Here is a 16,448-nt window from a genome sequence, read left to right on the forward strand (position 1 = left end):
CTCACCCGTCAAAGTGACGCTCCAGAAAATTTGCGAAGTTTCTGTTCCCATTTTCTTCGCGAAGAAAATGTCGCTTCACACAAAAAGGCCCGACTACATGCCGGGCCTCATCTCGGTCATATGAGGGTGTCGGTCAGTTCACGGCTTTCGCGTCAACCACATCCTTGTCCACATTCGCCGCCGCGCTCTCGATCGCGATGCGGCGTGGCTTCAGCGCCTCGGGCACTTCACGGACCAGATCGATATGCAGCATCCCGTCGGCATGGGTCGCGCCGCTCGCCCGAACGTGGTCCGCCAGTTGGAAGCGACGCTCGAACGCGCGCGTGGCGATGCCGCGGTGCAGATAGGTACGGGTCGAGTCGTCATCCGCCTTGCGCGCGGCCACGATCAACGCTCCCTCTCTCACCTCGACCGACAGGTCGGAATCGGCAAAACCCGCGACCGCGATCGAAATTCGATACGCATCGTCAGCGGTTTTCTCGATATTGTAGGGCGGATAGGTCGACTGGGTCAGGTCACTGGACCGAACGCGGTCCATGATGTCCGCAATTTGGTCAAAGCCGACAGTGGCGCGGTAAAGTGGAGCCAGATCAAAGTTTCGCATGGGTCATCCTCCATTGAGCGATAACGATATGGTAAGGCCTTCCCTTCAGGGACAGGCCGGGTTCTGTCCGCCCCGGGATACGGCGACGAACATCTCATATGTGGGCAGCGGCGGCACGGTTTCAAGACCCTCGCGGTATCATCCGCGGCAGGATTTCGATGTCAGGGCTTGGCGAATTTCGCGCCAGAGGCACTGCCGCCTTGCCCGACCTTGGTCCGCTTGATCCGGGCAGGCTCGGGGCGCGCCGCGGCGCGCAGGTCACGTTTCAGACGCTCGACGATCTCCGGCAGGTCCATGCCGAAAGCAACAGACGCGCCATCCATATGCCCGCCACCGCTGATCAGCGATACGATGCGCGCGCGCCCCGTCTCCTGAGTGAATACCGGCGCACCGGATGAGCCAAAAGTCACGTTGCAGTCAAATGCCATCAGCCCCTGCCCGGCCGCCGTCACGCCGCAATCACGTTGCCATGACAGGGCCGCGTCACGGCCCTTTCCATAGCTGACCACGCTCACCCGCTGCCCCGGTTGCCGCGGCTTGGCCAGAACGAACGGGCTGGCAACCGCGCTGGGGATGGCACTCTCCAGCGCCAGAAGCGCCGCATCATGGCGCACATTCTCGGCCTGCATGCCACGCTGGGGCGCATAAGCCGCATGCGCCGCAATCTGGGTGACACCGCTTTGGGAGATGAATGTGCCATCACGCAGCCCGGCACGAAAGGTCAGATCCTCGGGTGCCACCGGCGCGCCATCTTCATCATAGACGCAATGCGCTGCCGTCAGCACCAGATCGGGCGCGATCAGCGCCCCGGTGCAATAGCCTTTGCTGCCGATCTCGACACGCCCGACCGCCTCCCAGCCAAACAGGTCATCACGGTCCGTCAGGCGGATCAGATCGCTGGCCGCAGCAACCTGCGGCAACAGCGCGAATGTAAGTGCGTATAGGGCGCGCCGCCTCATGGCTTGGCAAATTTTGCGCCGGTCACGCGGCGCTCGCCCACCGTATTGATCTGCGGGGCGCCGGCCTGCTGAATTCCTTGGCCCGCATCCAGCGCCGCGCGCAGAGCGGCCAGCGGCTCTTCCAACTGGGTGCCCAGCGATACCTTGCGCCCGTCGACCTCGGCCATGGCCGACACCACCGATACAACGCGCGGCCTGCCACTCTCGAAACTGAAGATCGGCGCGCCGGAGGCGCCGTAAGTCACATCGCAGGACATCACCAACACGCCATGTTGGCGGGCGATCACATCGCAGACCTCCTGCAGTGACGGAGCCTCGGACCGGCCTCGCGCATAGCTCACCACCCCGATCCGCTGGCCCTTGATCGGTCGGCGGTCGGTCTCGAAGGGGACAACCCGGCCGTTGCGAATCGGGTGGTGCAGTTCCAGCAGCGCCACATCGTTGCGCACCCGCTCTGCTGCCACATCCTGATCGAAAACATAGCTGGGATGCACCACGGCACGCCGGATCCAGCGATAGGCAGAGGCGCGACCATTGCGCCAGCCCGCCAGAAACTCGATCTTGTTCTGATCGATCCGCTGGCCGGTGCTCTTGTCATAAAGGCAATGCGCCGCCGTCAGCACCAGATCGGGCGCAATCAGCGTGCCGGTGCAAAAGCCCCGCCCCGCCAGATCAAGACGCCCGACAGCCTCCCATTCGCGGCCATCATCACCGGTATCCAGCCTTTGCAGCGCCGTTTGCTGTGCCGAAACGGGAGACGTGATCAGGATGGCCACAAAGGCCATCAGCAAGCTGCGCAGCATGAAACACTCCCGAAACCAGTTCCGCCGAAGCGCTACCAAGGATTTGAGGCGATAATTTGGCAAGGACGCCAATTATTTGGATCAGATTGCGCGGCGCAGGTCCGGCACCCCCGCGATACCGGGCAGTTCGCCGCCCAGCGCTGGCGGCATCGGGCCACCCGTGGCCCAGTCCAGCAATTCCACCGTGTGCACGATCGGCACCCGGGTTGCCCCGCCAATCTGCATCATGCAACCGATATTACCGGCGGCGATCACATCCGGCGCTTTCGCCTCCAGCGTCCGGACCTTGCGGGCCTTCAACTGCTTCGAGATCTCCGGCTGCATCAGGTTATAGGTACCAGCCGAGCCGCAGCACAGGTGGCTGTCGGCAGGCTCCACCACGGTGAACCCGGCGCGTTTCAGCAGATCCTTGGGGTAGGTCTTGATCTGCTGCCCATGCTGCAGCGAACAGGCCGCGTGATAGGCGACCGTCAGCGCCTCTCCGGGTACCGCTGCGGCATCGGCCCCGGGCAGGCCCTTCCTGTCGTTGGCCGGCACAAAAGCCGGATCGCCCTCGGGCAACAGATCAACCAGCAATTCCGAGACATCGACCGCGATCCCCGCCACTCGCACGGCGTCCTCTGCCAGCGCGTCATTGCGGAACATATGCCCATAGTCCTTGACCGTCGTGCCGCATCCCGAGGTATTGATTACGATCGCATCCAGACCACCGCCTGCCATTTCCGCGCTCCAGGCGCGAATGTTCCGGGCGGCAAAGGCGTGGCTCTCGTCTGTCTTGCCCATGTGATGGGTCAGCGCCCCGCAGCATCCCGCGCCGCGCGCCACCACCACCTCGCACCCCAGCCGCGTCAGCAGGCGGATCGTCGCATCGTTGATATCCGTGTTCAGCGCCTTTTGCGCGCAGCCTGTCATCAGCGCCACGCGCTTTTTCACCCGCCCGTTGGTCCGAGACGGCGCAAAACTCTGCGGATCGTCGTTGCGGCTGACGGGGGGCACCTGTTTCGGGGCCATCTCCAGCATCGCGCGCAGCCGCGCATCGGGCATCAACCGGGCAAAGGGCCGCCCGACTCTGGCCCCCAAGAGCGCAATGCGGAACCGCGTCGGATAGGGCAGAATGTGCGCCAGCAGCCAGCGCAGCGCCCGGTCCGTCAGCGGGCGCTTGTAATTGGCCTCGATATACTCGCGCGCGTGATCCACCAGATGCATGTAATGCACGCCCGACGGGCAGGTCGTCATGCAGGCCAGACAGCTAAGACATTTGTCGATATGCCCGACGGTCTTGGCATCGGGGATGCGGCTGTTCTCCAGCATGTCCTTGATCAGGTAGATACGCCCGCGCGGGCTGTCCAGTTCATCTCCGAGCAACTGGTAGGTGGGACAGGTCGCGGTGCAGAACCCGCAATGCACGCAGGCCCGCAGAATCTCGTTCGAGCGGCGAATCGCCGGGTCCTTCAACTGCGTTTCGGTAAACTCAGTGCGCATCGAAATCGCCCCTTTTCAGCCTTGTCACGCCGCGTCCCCCATCAAACCCGGATTGAGAATGCCGCGCGGGTCGAACCGCGCGCGCAAGCCAGCCTCCAGCGCCGCAACCGGTGCCGGAAGGGGCTGAAACGCGCCCGGCCCCGCGCCGCGAATACGCGTGGCGTGCCCGCCGACGCTTGCCACCGCCGCCCGGATCACGTCCGCCTGACTGCCCGCATCGACCCGCAACCAGATCAGCCCGCCGCCCCAGTCATAGATCGCCTGCGCCCCCGACACTTTTGCCACCACAGCCGGGCCATCGGTCGGCTTGACCGACAGCCGCCAGACATCGCCATCCTGCGCCCCGAAAGGCGCGACATTGCGGATACTGTCCCAGTCGGCCGCAGTGCGCGCCGGGTCCGCTTCCACCTCGAATGCACCGTATTCGGACAGCGCCGATTGCAGCGCCTGCGCCCGGTAGCGCACCGAATTCTCGAACCCTTCCAACCGGATCATCGTGACCGGCGCACCGTCCGGCCCCTGTTGCAGATGCGCCGCCCCGCTGACCTCGAAAGGTGATGCCAGCGCGCGGCACAGCGCGGCAACCGCGCGGGTATCCTCCAGCCCCTGCAGGCGCAGCCCGCCGCAAAAGCCCGGTTTCGGCAGCACCTTGAACGACAGTTCCGTCATCACACCTAACGTGCCACGGCTGCCCGCCAGCAGCTTGACCAGATCATAGCCGGTCACGTTCTTCATCACCCGTCCGCCGTTGGACACGATCTGCCCCGCGCCATCGACAAACCGCACCCCCAGCAGAAAGTCGCGCGCGGCCCCGACCTGAATGCGGCGCGGACCAGAGACATTCGCGGCGAACACGCCGCCGATCGTCGGCTCGCCTTCGGTTCCCAGCAGCGGGCGGTGATCCATCGGTTCAAAGGCCAGGCGTTGTCCCTCTTTCTCCAGTGCCGTCTCCACCTCGGCGAGCGGTGTCCCGGCCCGGGCCACCATCGTCAGCGCGCCCGGCTCGTAAAGGTCGATCCCGCGCAACGCCTGCGTGCTCAGCAAGGCCCCCTCACGCAGCCCGCCAATGGGGCGCGTACCACCCCCCTCGATCCGCAGCGGGCCGTCTGCGGCCTTGATCATCTCCGCCAGTGCGGCTTCTGTCTCTGGGCGCATCATTGTCATCTTCTGGCTCGACATATCCTGGGGTGAGCCTTGAAACCGTCAGGTTCCAAGGTGAGGGGCAAGGCCGCTATTCGGCGGCGATCCGGCGCGGCGCGCTTTCGGCCAATGGAAATACCTTGGCCGGGTTCAGCAGCCATTGCGGATCGAACACATCCTTGACCGCCATCTGCATTTCCAGATCAACAGGCGCATATTGATGCCCCATCAGATCGCGTTTTTCGATGCCGACGCCATGTTCGCCTGTCAGGCAACCGCCCACTTGGACGCAGAGCTTCAGGATATCGGCCCCGAACGCCTCGCAAAGCTCCAGATCGCCGGGCTTGTTGGCATCATAGAGGATCAGCGGGTGCATGTTGCCGTCGCCCGCATGAAACACATTGCCCACGTCCAACCCGTATTCGCGGCTCATCTCGCCGATGCGGCGCAGCACAAAGGGCAACTGGCTGACCGGGATCGTGCCATCAAGGCACATGTAATCATTGATCTGGCCCATCGCGCCAAAGGCGGATTTGCGCCCCAACCAGATTTTAGCGCTCTCCTCGGCGGATTTGCTCTCGCGCAGTTCGACCGGATCGTGACTGCGGGCAATGCGGGTGATGGTTTCCAACTGCTCGTCAATTTCGGCCGGGCTGCCTTCGACCTCGACAATCAGCAACGCCTCGCAGTCGGGATAGCCCGCCCCGGCGAAGGCTTCGGTGGCGCGGATGCAGGGACGGTCCATGAATTCGATTGCCACCGGCAAAACGCCCGCCTTGATGATGTCCGACACGCAGGCACCCGCCACCTCGTTGCTGTCAAACCCGATCAGCACGGGGCGCGCCCCCTCGGGCTTGTGCAGAATACGCAAGGTTGCTTCGGTCACGACGCCCAACTGCCCTTCAGAGCCGCAGATAAGACCCAGCAGGTCATAGCCCGCCGCATCCAGATAGGCGCCGCCGATCTCGATCACGGTGCCATCCATCAGCACCATGGTCACGCCCATCAGGTTGTTGGTGGTCACGCCGTATTTCAGGCAATGCGCCCCACCCGAATTCATCGCAATGTTGCCAGCGATAGCGCAGGCCAACTGGCTGGACGGGTCCGGCGCATAGAAGAACCCCTGCTCTTCCACCGCGCCCGTCACGCTGAGATTCGTGCGCCCGGTCTGCACCCGGATAAAACGGTTCTCGTAATCGGTCTCCAGCACGGCATTCATCCGCGCCACGCCGAGGATCACGCAATCGCCCGTGGGCAACGCCCCGCCCGCCAGCGACGTGCCCGACCCGCGCGGCACCACCGGCACGCCCATTTCGTGGCAGACCCGCAGCACATCGGACACTTCGCGCGTGCTTTCGGGCAACACGACGGCAAGCGGCGGGCATTTGTAGGCGGTCAGCGCGTCACATTCATAGGCACGGGTTTCCGCTTCGTCCGAGAGCACCGCGCCTGCGGGCAAAACCGCGGCCAGTCTGCTGACGATCTCCGGCTTTCGGGCCAGGATCCTCGGGTCGGGCTCCGGCATTTCCATCCTGTGCGCCTCCTGTTTGCCTGACATGCACCCGGACAGGGCAGCGACCGGTCAGGCCTCAGTCTGCGCGGCTTCCCCGGGGGCTGGCAACGCATAATGCTGGTTTGGTAATAAAATATAACCAATTCTCGCCCTGAGACAAGCCCCGGCTGCAGATCGCGGCGGCGCTGTCACCCTGCCCGATCCCCTTCCGGCGCGCCATCGCACAAACCCCGCGCATCCCGGTGTCGCCGGAAACGGGTGAAGCCCTTGACACCATGCACACACAGACGTGAAAGCATGTCAGACCGACATCGCCTATATCTGGGATCATGACTCGTTTTACCCTGACCCTCTGCGCAGCGCTTCTGGCTGCCCCCCTTCTGACGGATCCTGCTCTGGCGGATGCCCCGAACATCACCGACGTGCGCGTGGAAAAGGACGGAATGGCGTGGCGCTTCCATGTCACGATCCTGCATCCCGACACCGGATGGGACCACTATGCCGACGGCTGGGAAGTGCTGGACGCGGACGGCAATGTCCTGGCCTATCGCAAGTTGCATCACCCGCATGTGCGCGAACAGCCCTTTACCCGCAGCATGAGCAACGTGATGTTGCCCGATGGCACGCGCGAGGTCTATGTGCGCGCGCATTGCTCGGTCGAGGACTGGAGCGGAGAGCCTGAACCCGTCACCGTGCCCTACTGACCGCGACAGTCGGCCCCGGCAACCGCGTGCCGCTTACCGCCGCCCTTCGCGCAGCCAGCCACCGATCACCAGCGTCGACACCAGCAACAGCACCAGCCACGCGGGCAAGAGCGCCGATTGTGTCACGCTCTGCGTCCGGTAGGCACCGCGCGGCGTGATCCCCAGCCAGCCACGCCCAGCAGCCGGGCGGCCACTGCGCACCGCGCGGATGCCCGGCACGCCATCCTCCAGCGCGCGCACACCGCCATTCGTCGCGGCGATCACATCCGCAAGGGGTGCGCCGCTGGCAATGGTCTGCTCGAATTCCACCGGCGCGGCAGGCCCAAGGCCGATCACCGCCGTCTGATCGTCGTTCTCCAGCCGATAAAGGCCGATCACCGGCCCGTCATAAAGCGCCTCGAACCGGCCCGGAGACGTCTCGACCAGCGGCAGATCAAGCGTGTCACCCAGCGGCGTCGTGATCGTGACCGGCCCGACCGATGGCGCCAGGCTGCGGCGGATGATGCGCATCTGCTGGCCGGTTGCCTCGGCCCACAGCGCCTCTTCCTCCAGTTCCGGCTCTTTCATCATCCAATGGGCGAGACGGCGCAGCAACTCCAGCTGCGGGCCGCCGCCCTCGTAGCCGCGATTCCACAGCCATGCGTGATCCGATGCCAGCAGCGCCACGCGCCCCTCGCCCACCCGGTTCAAGATCAGCAGCGGCGCCTCTTCGGCCCCCGTCATCACCACGTCTCCGGTTTCTTCGGTCACTTCGATCTGGCGCAGCCACCGGCCCCATTCGCCCGCATGCAGCTCTGTCAGGCCCGCCGTCACCGGATGACGCTGCCCCAGATCGGTCACGGTCGGGCGATACCCCTGGTCGATCACCCGCGCCGTGGGGCGGGCGGGCACGATCGCTTCCAGCGGCGAGCGGTAGAGGCTGTCGGCGCTGGCAAAATCCGGCCCCGCCGCGATCAGCACCGCACCACCGCCCTCAACGTAGTTGCGCACATTGTCGAGATAGAGCGACGGCAGAATGCCGCGCCGCTTGTAGCGGTCAAAGATGATCAGATCGAAATCATTGATCTTCTCCAGAAAAAGCTCCCGCGTGGGAAAGGCGATCAGGCTCAATTCGCGCACTGGCACGCCGTCCTGTTTTTCGGGTGGGCGCAGGATAGTGAAATGCACCAGGTCCACCGAACTGTCGGATTTCAGCAGGTTGCGCCACGTGCGCCCGCCCGGATGCGGCTCGCCAGAGACCAGCAGCACGCTGAGCCGGTCACGCACGCCGTTGATCTGCACCAGCGCGGAATTGTTCCGGTCTGTCAGCTCGCCCGGTGCCTCGGGGACGGTGAATTGCAGCACGTTGCGGCCGCCATGCGGCAACACCAGAGGCAAGTCGATATCGCGCCCGATGGGCACTTCGAAGCGTTGCGGCGTTTCGCCATCAACCGAGATATCAAGCTGCGCGTTGCCGACATCGGCGGGCACGTCACCGCTGTCCTCGATACGGATGGTCAGGGTGATCTCTTCGTCCAGAATGGCAAAGGCGGGGGCGCCCGCGATGATCAGCCGCCGGTCCCAATCGCCGCTGCGCCCGGTATGCAGCAGGTGCATCGGCGCGGGCAGGTTCGGCGCACGGTCCAGATCGTGCAACCGTCCGTCGCTGAGCAGGAAAACGCCCGCGATGCGTCCTTGCGGCTCTTCGGCGATTGCCCCGGCCAGCGCGCTCATCAGTTGCGTTCCGCTGTTGTCGGCCCCGTCGGGGACGGTGACGCGGCGCACCTCGGTATTCTCGCGCGCCTCCAGCCGGGCGGCCAGCGTATCTGCCGCCTCTTTCGTCATCTCGGCGCGCGTGCCGAGGCGCTGGCTGGCGCTGGCATCCTCAACGATCATGACGATATCGCTAAGCGGCGCGCGATCCTCTTGCTGGTAAACTGGCCCGGCCAACGCCGCCAGCACGACCAAAGCCCCCAGTGCCCGCAACGCCCAGCCCGACAGGCCGCGCCACAGAGCCAGCGCCGTGGCGCAGATCACCATGCCCGCCAGCACCGCGATCAGCCAAACCGGCAGCAGCGGATCAAATACCAGCGCCCCGGTCATTGGCCCAACCTGTCAAGCAAAGCGGGCACATGCACCTGGTCGGATTTGTAGTTGCCGGTCAGCACATGCATCACAAGATTGACGCCAAAGCGGTAGGCCAGTTCGCGCTGCCGTTCGCCGGCATAGCCGCGCCCCACGGGGAACATCGCGTTGCCACGCCGGTCCACGGCCCAAGCCGCAGCCCAGTCATTGCCGCCGATCACCACCGGCGTCACCCCGTCGTTGAGGTTGCGGAACGGCATGCCCTCGATTTGTTCGGCATCCGGCGGCGAAGCCTCGACCCAGACGGGACGCCCTGCATGACGGCCCGGAAAATCCTGAAGCAGATAGAATGTGCGCGTCAGCACGTGATCCTTGGGCACCTGCTCCAGCGGTGGGATATCCAGCGGTGCCGCAAGCCGTTGCAGCTTGGCCCCGTTGGGAGAGGCGGCACCGAAACTGGCGATATCGGCATCACGCGTGTCAAACACGATCATGCCGCCGGTGCGCAGATAATGGTTCAGCTTCACATAGGCCGCTTCCGAGGGCTGCGGCTGATCGGGGGTGATCGGCCAGTAGAGCAACGGAAAGAACGCCAGTTCATCCGTCTCAAGATCGACGCCGACCGGCTCCACAGGTTCGACCGACGTGCGAAAGAACAGCGTTTCGCTGAGGCCGCGCAGCCCCGCCTGCGCCATCTCGTCCAGCTTTCTGTCGCCGGTGATGACATGCGCCAGCGCCAGTTCCGACGCCAGCACCTCTGGCGTCTGCTGTGCCGCGCCGGGATCGGGCAGCATCAGCGCCGCGACCAGGATCAGCGCGGCGCGCGCGGGCAACAGGCGCCCCGACAGGGCCAGCGCAGCCAGGATATCGGCGCTCAGCAGGACCAGCGCCAGAGCCAGCAGCCAGCCCCCCAGCGGCGCCTCGGCGGCACGGTCAAAACCGGCGACGGTGACACGCGCGGGCCAGACGGCTGGCGCAAGCGTGTCATCCGCGCCGATCACGTTGCGGGCAAGGCGGCGGTCGGCGCTGTCATAAAGTCCGGGCTGCATAGTCCGGCCAAGCGGCGCCTCGACCAGCGCCTCGCCCGCGATGCCGGGCAGGTTGCCTGCATCCCCCAGCACGCCGAAACCGTCCAGAACCTGCACCGGTTTCCATGTGGTGCCCGTCAACTCTGCGGCGGCGGGCATCTCGGCTGCAGCGGAAATCGCCAACCGTTCCAGCATCCGCACGAAAAGGCCCGACAGCGGCAAGGTGGACCATTCGGCGTTGGCCGTGACGTGAAACAGCACAACCTGCCCCGCGCCGACGGGTTTGCGCGTGACCAGCGGCGTGCCGTCGCTCAACTGCGCGATGACGCGCTCGGCAAGTGTCGGGTCGGGCTGCGCCATCACCTGCGAGCTGACCGTCACGTCCGCCGGGATATCCAAGCCATAGAACGGGCTTGCCTCGGGGAATGGCGCCAGCGATTTGGGCGATCCCCAGCTCATCGCGCCGCCTACCGTGCGCCCACCTGCGCGCAGACGCACCGGCATCAGCGGCGCTTCTTCGCTGCGCGACACGTCGCTGCCCGCAAGGCGCGGCCCGGCAAAACGCAGCAGCATTCCGCCCGCTTCGACCCATTCCAGCAACGCCGCCTCTTCGGCCCCCGAAAGCGTCGCCACATCGGCCAGAACTATGACATTGGGGCTGGCCGGCAGCACATCCATCAAGGCGCCGCCCATCAGATCGGCTGACGGTTGCAGCGCACGTTCGAGATAGTGCAGCGGTGATAGAAGCTCCAGCCCCTCGCGATCCTCGCGACCCGCGATGAGGGCAACTTCGCGACGCTTCAACCCGTCATCGGTCAGGCTGACCGCGCCTGCATGGTTCTGCCCGGCGATCTCGAACCGGGTCAGGCGGGCGCGCAGTTCGGCAGGCATCGCCAGCGTGCCCGTGGCAGTGCTTTCGCCCGGCTCGAATCGCAGCGGCAGTTCCGCCAGAACGCGCGGCGTGCCCGACGGGTCGCGGCCATGTGCCAGTACGGTGATGTCGCGCGCCAGCTCGGTCTGCGCCCGCTGCGCCGTCAGCATCAATGCACCATCTTCGATCCGCGCCGGGCCAAGCGCCAGCGTCGGCCGCGCGCTCTGGTACACCGTGACCGAGCCGCGATCCTCCAGCGCCTCCAACAACACGCCGCGCCCCTCGCGCGCCAGCCCGTCCGACAGCCAGCGCGTCTCGAACGCGGCATCGCCCAGCATCGTCGCGGCCTGCGCCATGTCCTCGGCACTTGGTTGCCACGCGGCGGGCGCGAGGCCCGGCAGGCGGCTGCGCCAGCTTTCGGCAGACTGGAACACCGGCGCTGCAGGCTCTGTCAGACGCAACAGCGCAACGGGCCGCGCCTCGCGCCCGGCCTCCGCCAGCATCGCGGCCAGAAACTCTTGCTGCGCGGGCCAGTCTCGGGCGCTAGCCCAACTGGCGTCCATCACGATCAGCAGCGGCCCGGTCTCGCGCTCGGCCACATCGTTATTCGGATTCAGAACCGGCCCGGCAAGGCCAATGATCACCGCCGCGACCGCCAGCATCCGCAACAGCAACAACCACCACGGCGTGCGGTCGGTCACGCTGTCGTCGTCCTTCAGCCCCAGAAGCAGCGCAACACCGGGAAACCGGCGGCGAACGGGGGCCGGCGGCACGGCGCGCAGCAACAGCCACAGCACCGGCAGCAAGGCGAGCGCGACCAGCAACCAAGGCGCGGCAAACCCGATGGGGCCGATCATCATCGCGCCCGCCCTCCGTCCTCGATTGCCCGATACAGCCAGAGCAGCGCCGATTGCGCGCTTTCGGACGTGTGGTGGCAGCCATAGCGCCAGCCCGTTGCGGCGCAGAGATGTTCCAGCTCTGCCTTGCGCGTTGCCAGACGCTCCAGATAGCGGTCGCGCAGGTCGTTCGCCTTCAGCGTTTCATGCGCCAGCGTGCCGCCCACGGATTCAAAAATGGCGCGCCCCCGGTAGGGAAATGCCTCTTCCACCGGGTCGAGCACCTGCAACAGCACCCCGCGAACACCGCGATCCGCCGCCTTGGTCAGGGCCGCGCGCACCGGTTCCACATCGCCCATGAAGTCCGAAATAAACAGCGCGCGCGAATGCGGCAGCATGCCCCGCGCCTCGGGCGTGCCGTAATCCTCTGCCGCCGCGTCCTCAGACAGGATCACCGCCAGCCGCGCGATCTGCGCTTCACCCCGGCGCGGAGGCAGTGCGCTTCCGGTCAGGCCCACGCGTTCGCCGCTGCGCAACAAAAGCACTGCGGCGGCAAGCCCGATCAGCCGCGCACGATCCGCCTTTTCCGGCAGGTCGGGGTCAGATGAAAACCGCATCGAGGCGGCACTGTCGACCCAGAGCATCACGCTCTGCGCGATCTGCCATTCGCGCTCGCGCACGAACTGCACGTCACTGCGGGCCGAACGCCGCCAATCAATCAGCCGCCGCGGGTCGCCTTGCTGCAAGGGGCGGTATTGCCAGAAATCATCGCCCATCCCCGCCCGTCGGCGGCCATGTTCGCCCAGAAGGACGGACCCCGCCAACCGTTCGGCCCGCGCCAGCAGCGGCGGAAAGCGCGCCGCCTCGGCCTCGGCCCGGCCACGAAGAGAGGCGGGTGTGGCTGTCACGCTGCCGCCTTGGTCCGGCTCAGACCTGCGGTCGTCTCTTCAATCAGCTGGCTCAGGCTGTCGCCGCGCGCCCGCGCCGAGAAGTTCAGCGCCATGCGGTGAATCAGCACCGGTTCGGCCATCGCGGTCACGTCCTCGACATTCGGGGCCAGCCGGCCCTGCAACAGCGCGCGCGCGCGAACCGTCAGCATCAGCGCCTGCGCCGCGCGAGGGCCCGGCCCCCACGCCACGGTATCGCGCACCCGGTCGGATGCATTGGCATCCTCGGGCCGGAAGGCGCGCACCAGATCGAGGATCAGCTCCAGCACCCCTTCCCCCACCGGCATCCGGCGCAAGAGCTGTTGCGCTGCCAGCAGATCGGCAGCCGTGAAGACGCCATGCGCCTCCTCCTCGGTGGCCCCGGTCGTGGCCAGCAGGATGTCGCGCTCGGTGTCGCGGTCGGGATAGGGCACGTCGATCTGCACGAGGAACCGGTCCAGTTGCGCCTCGGGCAGCGGATATGTGCCCTCCTGCTCGATCGGGTTCTGGGTAGCCAGCACGTGAAACGGCGCTTCCAGCACGCGGTCTTCGCCTGCCACCGTCACCTGACGTTCCTGCATCGCCTGCAACAGCGCCGACTGGGTGCGCGGGCTGGCGCGGTTGATCTCGTCAGCCATCAGCAACTGACAGAACACCGGACCGGGAATAAACTTGAACGCGCGGCTGCCATCCTTGCCGGTTTCCAGAACTTCGCTGCCCAGAATATCGGCCGGCATCAGGTCCGGTGTGAACTGAATGCGATTCGCCGCAAGCCCCATAACGACGCCCAGCGTTTCGACCAGCCGCGTCTTGCCCAGTCCGGGCAGACCCACCAACAGGCCGTGCCCGCCGCACAGCAATGCAGACAAAGCGAGGTCCACAACCCGGTCCTGACCAATGAAACGGCGAGTAATCGACGCGCGCGCCGCTGCCAGCTTGCCCTCAAGCGCCTCGATCTCGGCCACCAGATCGGTCGGATCAGTCATGGCAATGCTCCCTGCTCATTCTATATGTCTGTCTAAGAGTGTATCGCGCAGAACGGAAATGGCAAAAGCAATGAGCGGAGAAAAGATCACGTCGCCGTCAGCGACAGGGATAGAGGCAGCAGCCCGCGCCGCCGGCAAGGCCGCCAAGACGCGCGGCCTGCCGCCGGTGCATTTGTGGAATCCACCCTTCAGCGGCGACATGGATATGCGCATCGCCCGCGATGGCACATGGTTTCACGAAGGCACGCCGATCAACCGGGCCGAACTGGTCCGGTTGTTCTCGACCATCCTGCGCAAAGATGGGGATGATTATTTCCTCGTCACGCCGGTAGAGAAGGTCGGCATCACCGTCGATGACGCGCCCTTTGTCGCAGTGGATTTCGATGTGGCAGGCAGCGGCCCGGACCAGATCCTGACCTTCGTGACGAATGTCGGCGACAGCGTTGCCGCCGGGCCCGACGCCCCAATCCGGGTCGAACGCGACGCCGAGACGGGCGAGCCTTCGCCCTACGTCATGGTCCGCGCGGGGCTGGAGGCGCTGATCGACCGCAAGAGTTTTTACCGCCTCGTGGACATCGGGGCGCATCACGAGGGCTGGTTCGGCCTGTGGTCGGGCGGCACCTTCTTTCCGCTGATCCCCTCGGACGAGATGACAGGATAGCGCGACGAGCCGGACGCCGGCGTGCCTATCCGGACCTGATCCGGCAGGGCCGCAGCGCATGGTTCGACGAATTGACGCTGCGGCCTTGGGTCGAATCGTTCTGAGCGTCAGACCGACGCGGTCAGTCCACCATCGACGCGCCAGTTCTGGCCCGTGACGTAACCGCCGCCTTCGGATGCCAAGTAGGAAATCAGCGAAGACACCTCTCCTGCGCGGCCGTAGCGGCCCATCGGGATGCGCGCCCGGCGGTCTTCTGCCTCGGGCAGGCTGTCGATAAAGCCGGGCAACACGTTGTTCATCCGGATATTGTCGGCGGCGTATTTGTCAGCATAAAGCTTGGTAAACGCCGCTAGGCCCGCGCGAAAGACGCCCGATGTGGGAAACAGCGGGTCAGGCTCGAACGCGGCGAAGGTCGAGATGTTGATGATCGCGCCGCCACCGTTCGCCTGCATGATCGGCGTGACCATCCGCGTCGGACGGATCACGTTCATCAGGTAGACATCCATGCCGGTGTGCCAGTCCTCATCGCTGATCTCCAGGATCGGCCCCTTGGGCCCGTGCCCGGCGGAATTGACCAGAACATCGATCCGGCCCCAGCGATCCTGCGCACCCTTGACCAGACGTTCCAGATCATCCGGGTTCTGGTTCGAGCCGGTCACGCCCAGCCCGCCCAGTTCGTTTGCCAGCGCCTCGCCCTTGCCCGACGACGACAGGATGCCGACGTGAAACCCGTCCTGCGCCAGTTGCCGTGCCGCGTCCGCTCCCATGCCGCTGCCACCTGCGGTGATGAGCGCTACTTTTCCTGCTGCCATGATCGTTCCCCTTTTACGGTTTCCCAATTGCTGTCCAGCTTGTTTTACAGATCGACCGCAGGAATTGCGCGCTATATCCTCTGTGCCATGACTGTAGAAAATCTACTGCAAGAGGGTGAACTCCCCCCGCTCAACGCGCTGCGCGCCTTCGATGCGGCAGGCCGACACCTGAGCTTCAGCCGCGCCGCCGAAGAGCTGGGCGTGACGCAGGGTGCCGTGGCCCAACACGTGCGCGCGCTCGAAGCGCGTTTCGGGACAACGCTCTTTGAACGCCAACCGCGCGGTCTGGTCTTTACCGAAACGGGGCGCGCCTATCACGGGCAGGTTGCCCGCGCTTTCCGCCTGCTTCGCGAAGCGTCGGCGCAGATCGCCCCGCAACCCGCACGGGTCACGATCAGCGTTACACCGACATTTGCATCACGCTGGCTGATCCCGCGCCTGTCGCGGTTCACCGAAACCGAGGCCGGGATCGACCTGCGCATTCTGGCGACCGAGCGGGTCTCAAGCTTTCATTCGGACGGCATTGATATCGCCGTGCGGCAGGGACAGCCCCCCTTTGGGGCGAGCCTGCGTGCCGAACGGCTCTTTGCCCACGACGTCATCGCGGTCTGCGCGCCGCAGCTATGCGCGGCAGATGCGGGATGGGCGGCATTGGGGCAACTGATGCTCTTGCACGACGCCCACAATCTGTGGCCGGAATTCCTGCGCGACGCGGGCCATCCCAGCCCGGGCGGTCCAGGCAAGACCGGGCTGCGGTTCAACCAGACATCGCTGGGCATCGAGGCGGCATTGTCCGGGCAGGGTGTGGCTCTGGCCAGCCGGTTTCTGGTGGCGCGCGATCTGGCCGCTGGGCGTCTGGTGCAACCGGTGCACCATTGCCTGCGGGCCGAACGCGATTTTTACCTGTTGGCGCCCCGGTCAAAAACCGCAAGCGGCCCGGTTCAGGCCGTCTGGAACTGGCTTTGCGCAGAGCGAGATCAGGCGTGACGCCCCCAAACAAAAGCGCTCTGGATGTATCCAACACTCAGGAGCGGATCATGGGGGAAATACGGATATGGA

At 65.5% G+C, this 16,448-nt stretch carries 14 protein-coding genes; 3 read left to right on the forward strand and 11 right to left on the reverse strand.

All coding sequences use genetic code 11. The features are described from left to right. Positions 1-133: 133 nt before the first annotated feature. The 6 genes from O3306_RS00295 to O3306_RS00320 form a co-directional block, all read right to left on the reverse strand. A complete protein-coding gene (locus tag O3306_RS00295; protein ID WP_272001728.1) occupies positions 134-604 on the reverse strand; it encodes an Hsp20 family protein in 471 nt (156 codons plus the stop codon). Positions 605-765: 161 nt separating this feature from the next. Next, the gene (locus O3306_RS00300; RefSeq protein ID WP_272001731.1) at positions 766-1,563 is read right to left on the reverse strand and encodes a trypsin-like serine peptidase; all 798 of its coding nucleotides are present in this window, start codon (positions 1,561-1,563) and stop codon (positions 766-768) included. Further along, a complete protein-coding gene (locus tag O3306_RS00305; RefSeq protein ID WP_272001734.1) occupies positions 1,560-2,366 on the reverse strand; it encodes a trypsin-like serine peptidase in 807 nt (268 codons plus the stop codon). Before O3306_RS00305 ends, O3306_RS00300 begins: the two co-directional genes overlap by 4 nt. Positions 2,367-2,447: 81 nt before the next feature. Further along, positions 2,448-3,848 (reverse strand): glycolate oxidase subunit GlcF, encoded by a 1,401-nt coding sequence (glcF, locus tag O3306_RS00310; protein ID WP_272001736.1) that lies wholly within the window; start codon positions 3,846-3,848, stop codon positions 2,448-2,450. 24 nt (positions 3,849-3,872) lie between these two features. Continuing rightward, entirely contained in the window at positions 3,873-5,003 is a 1,131-nt protein-coding gene (glcE, locus tag O3306_RS00315; protein WP_272002799.1) for a glycolate oxidase subunit GlcE, read from the reverse strand. Positions 5,004-5,079: 76 nt separating this feature from the next. Continuing rightward, entirely contained in the window at positions 5,080-6,519 is a 1,440-nt protein-coding gene (locus O3306_RS00320) for an FAD-linked oxidase C-terminal domain-containing protein (RefSeq protein ID WP_272001738.1), read from the reverse strand. 311 nt (positions 6,520-6,830) lie between these two features. Between O3306_RS00320 and O3306_RS00325 the strand changes: the two genes are divergently transcribed. Then, entirely contained in the window at positions 6,831-7,205 is a 375-nt protein-coding gene (locus tag O3306_RS00325) for a hypothetical protein (RefSeq protein ID WP_272001741.1), read from the forward strand. Positions 7,206-7,238: 33 nt separating this feature from the next. On the opposite strand, the gene O3306_RS00330 is transcribed toward O3306_RS00325, so the two are convergent. Genes O3306_RS00330 through O3306_RS00345 form a run of 4 tightly spaced genes read right to left on the reverse strand, consistent with a single transcriptional unit; the run spans position 7,239 to position 13,916 of the window. Beyond that, the gene (locus O3306_RS00330; RefSeq protein WP_272001744.1) at positions 7,239-9,287 is read right to left on the reverse strand and encodes a hypothetical protein; all 2,049 of its coding nucleotides are present in this window, start codon (positions 9,285-9,287) and stop codon (positions 7,239-7,241) included. Then, complete coding sequence (locus tag O3306_RS00335) at positions 9,284-12,028, reverse strand: DUF4159 domain-containing protein (protein WP_272001747.1); 2,745 nt, start codon at positions 12,026-12,028, stop codon at positions 9,284-9,286. Before O3306_RS00335 ends, O3306_RS00330 begins: the two co-directional genes overlap by 4 nt. Next, the gene (locus tag O3306_RS00340; protein WP_272001749.1) at positions 12,025-12,912 is read right to left on the reverse strand and encodes a DUF58 domain-containing protein; all 888 of its coding nucleotides are present in this window, start codon (positions 12,910-12,912) and stop codon (positions 12,025-12,027) included. The genes O3306_RS00335 and O3306_RS00340 overlap by 4 nt, the downstream gene beginning before the upstream one ends. Continuing rightward, positions 12,909-13,916, reverse strand: a complete 1,008-nt coding sequence (locus O3306_RS00345; RefSeq protein WP_272001752.1) for an AAA family ATPase — start codon at positions 13,914-13,916, stop codon at positions 12,909-12,911. Before O3306_RS00345 ends, O3306_RS00340 begins: the two co-directional genes overlap by 4 nt. Before the next feature lie 70 nt (positions 13,917-13,986). Here O3306_RS00345 and O3306_RS00350 point away from each other — a divergent pair, with 70 nt between their 5' ends. Next, positions 13,987-14,577, forward strand: coding sequence for a DUF1285 domain-containing protein (locus O3306_RS00350; protein ID WP_272001755.1), 591 nt, complete (start codon positions 13,987-13,989; stop codon positions 14,575-14,577). Positions 14,578-14,684: 107 nt separating this feature from the next. Here the strand turns inward: O3306_RS00350 and O3306_RS00355 are convergent, their stop codons facing one another. Beyond that, positions 14,685-15,389: an SDR family oxidoreductase gene (locus O3306_RS00355; protein ID WP_272001758.1), complete on the reverse strand. Its 705-nt coding sequence runs from the start codon at positions 15,387-15,389 to the stop codon at positions 14,685-14,687. 87 nt (positions 15,390-15,476) lie between these two features. Between O3306_RS00355 and O3306_RS00360 the strand changes: the two genes are divergently transcribed. Then, positions 15,477-16,376, forward strand: a complete 900-nt coding sequence (locus tag O3306_RS00360) for a LysR substrate-binding domain-containing protein (protein WP_272001762.1) — start codon at positions 15,477-15,479, stop codon at positions 16,374-16,376. Positions 16,377-16,448: the final 72 nt, after the last annotated feature.

It is taken from the genome of Roseovarius sp. ZX-A-9 (assembly GCF_028369135.1).
Classification (GTDB): domain Bacteria; phylum Pseudomonadota; class Alphaproteobacteria; order Rhodobacterales; family Rhodobacteraceae; genus Roseovarius.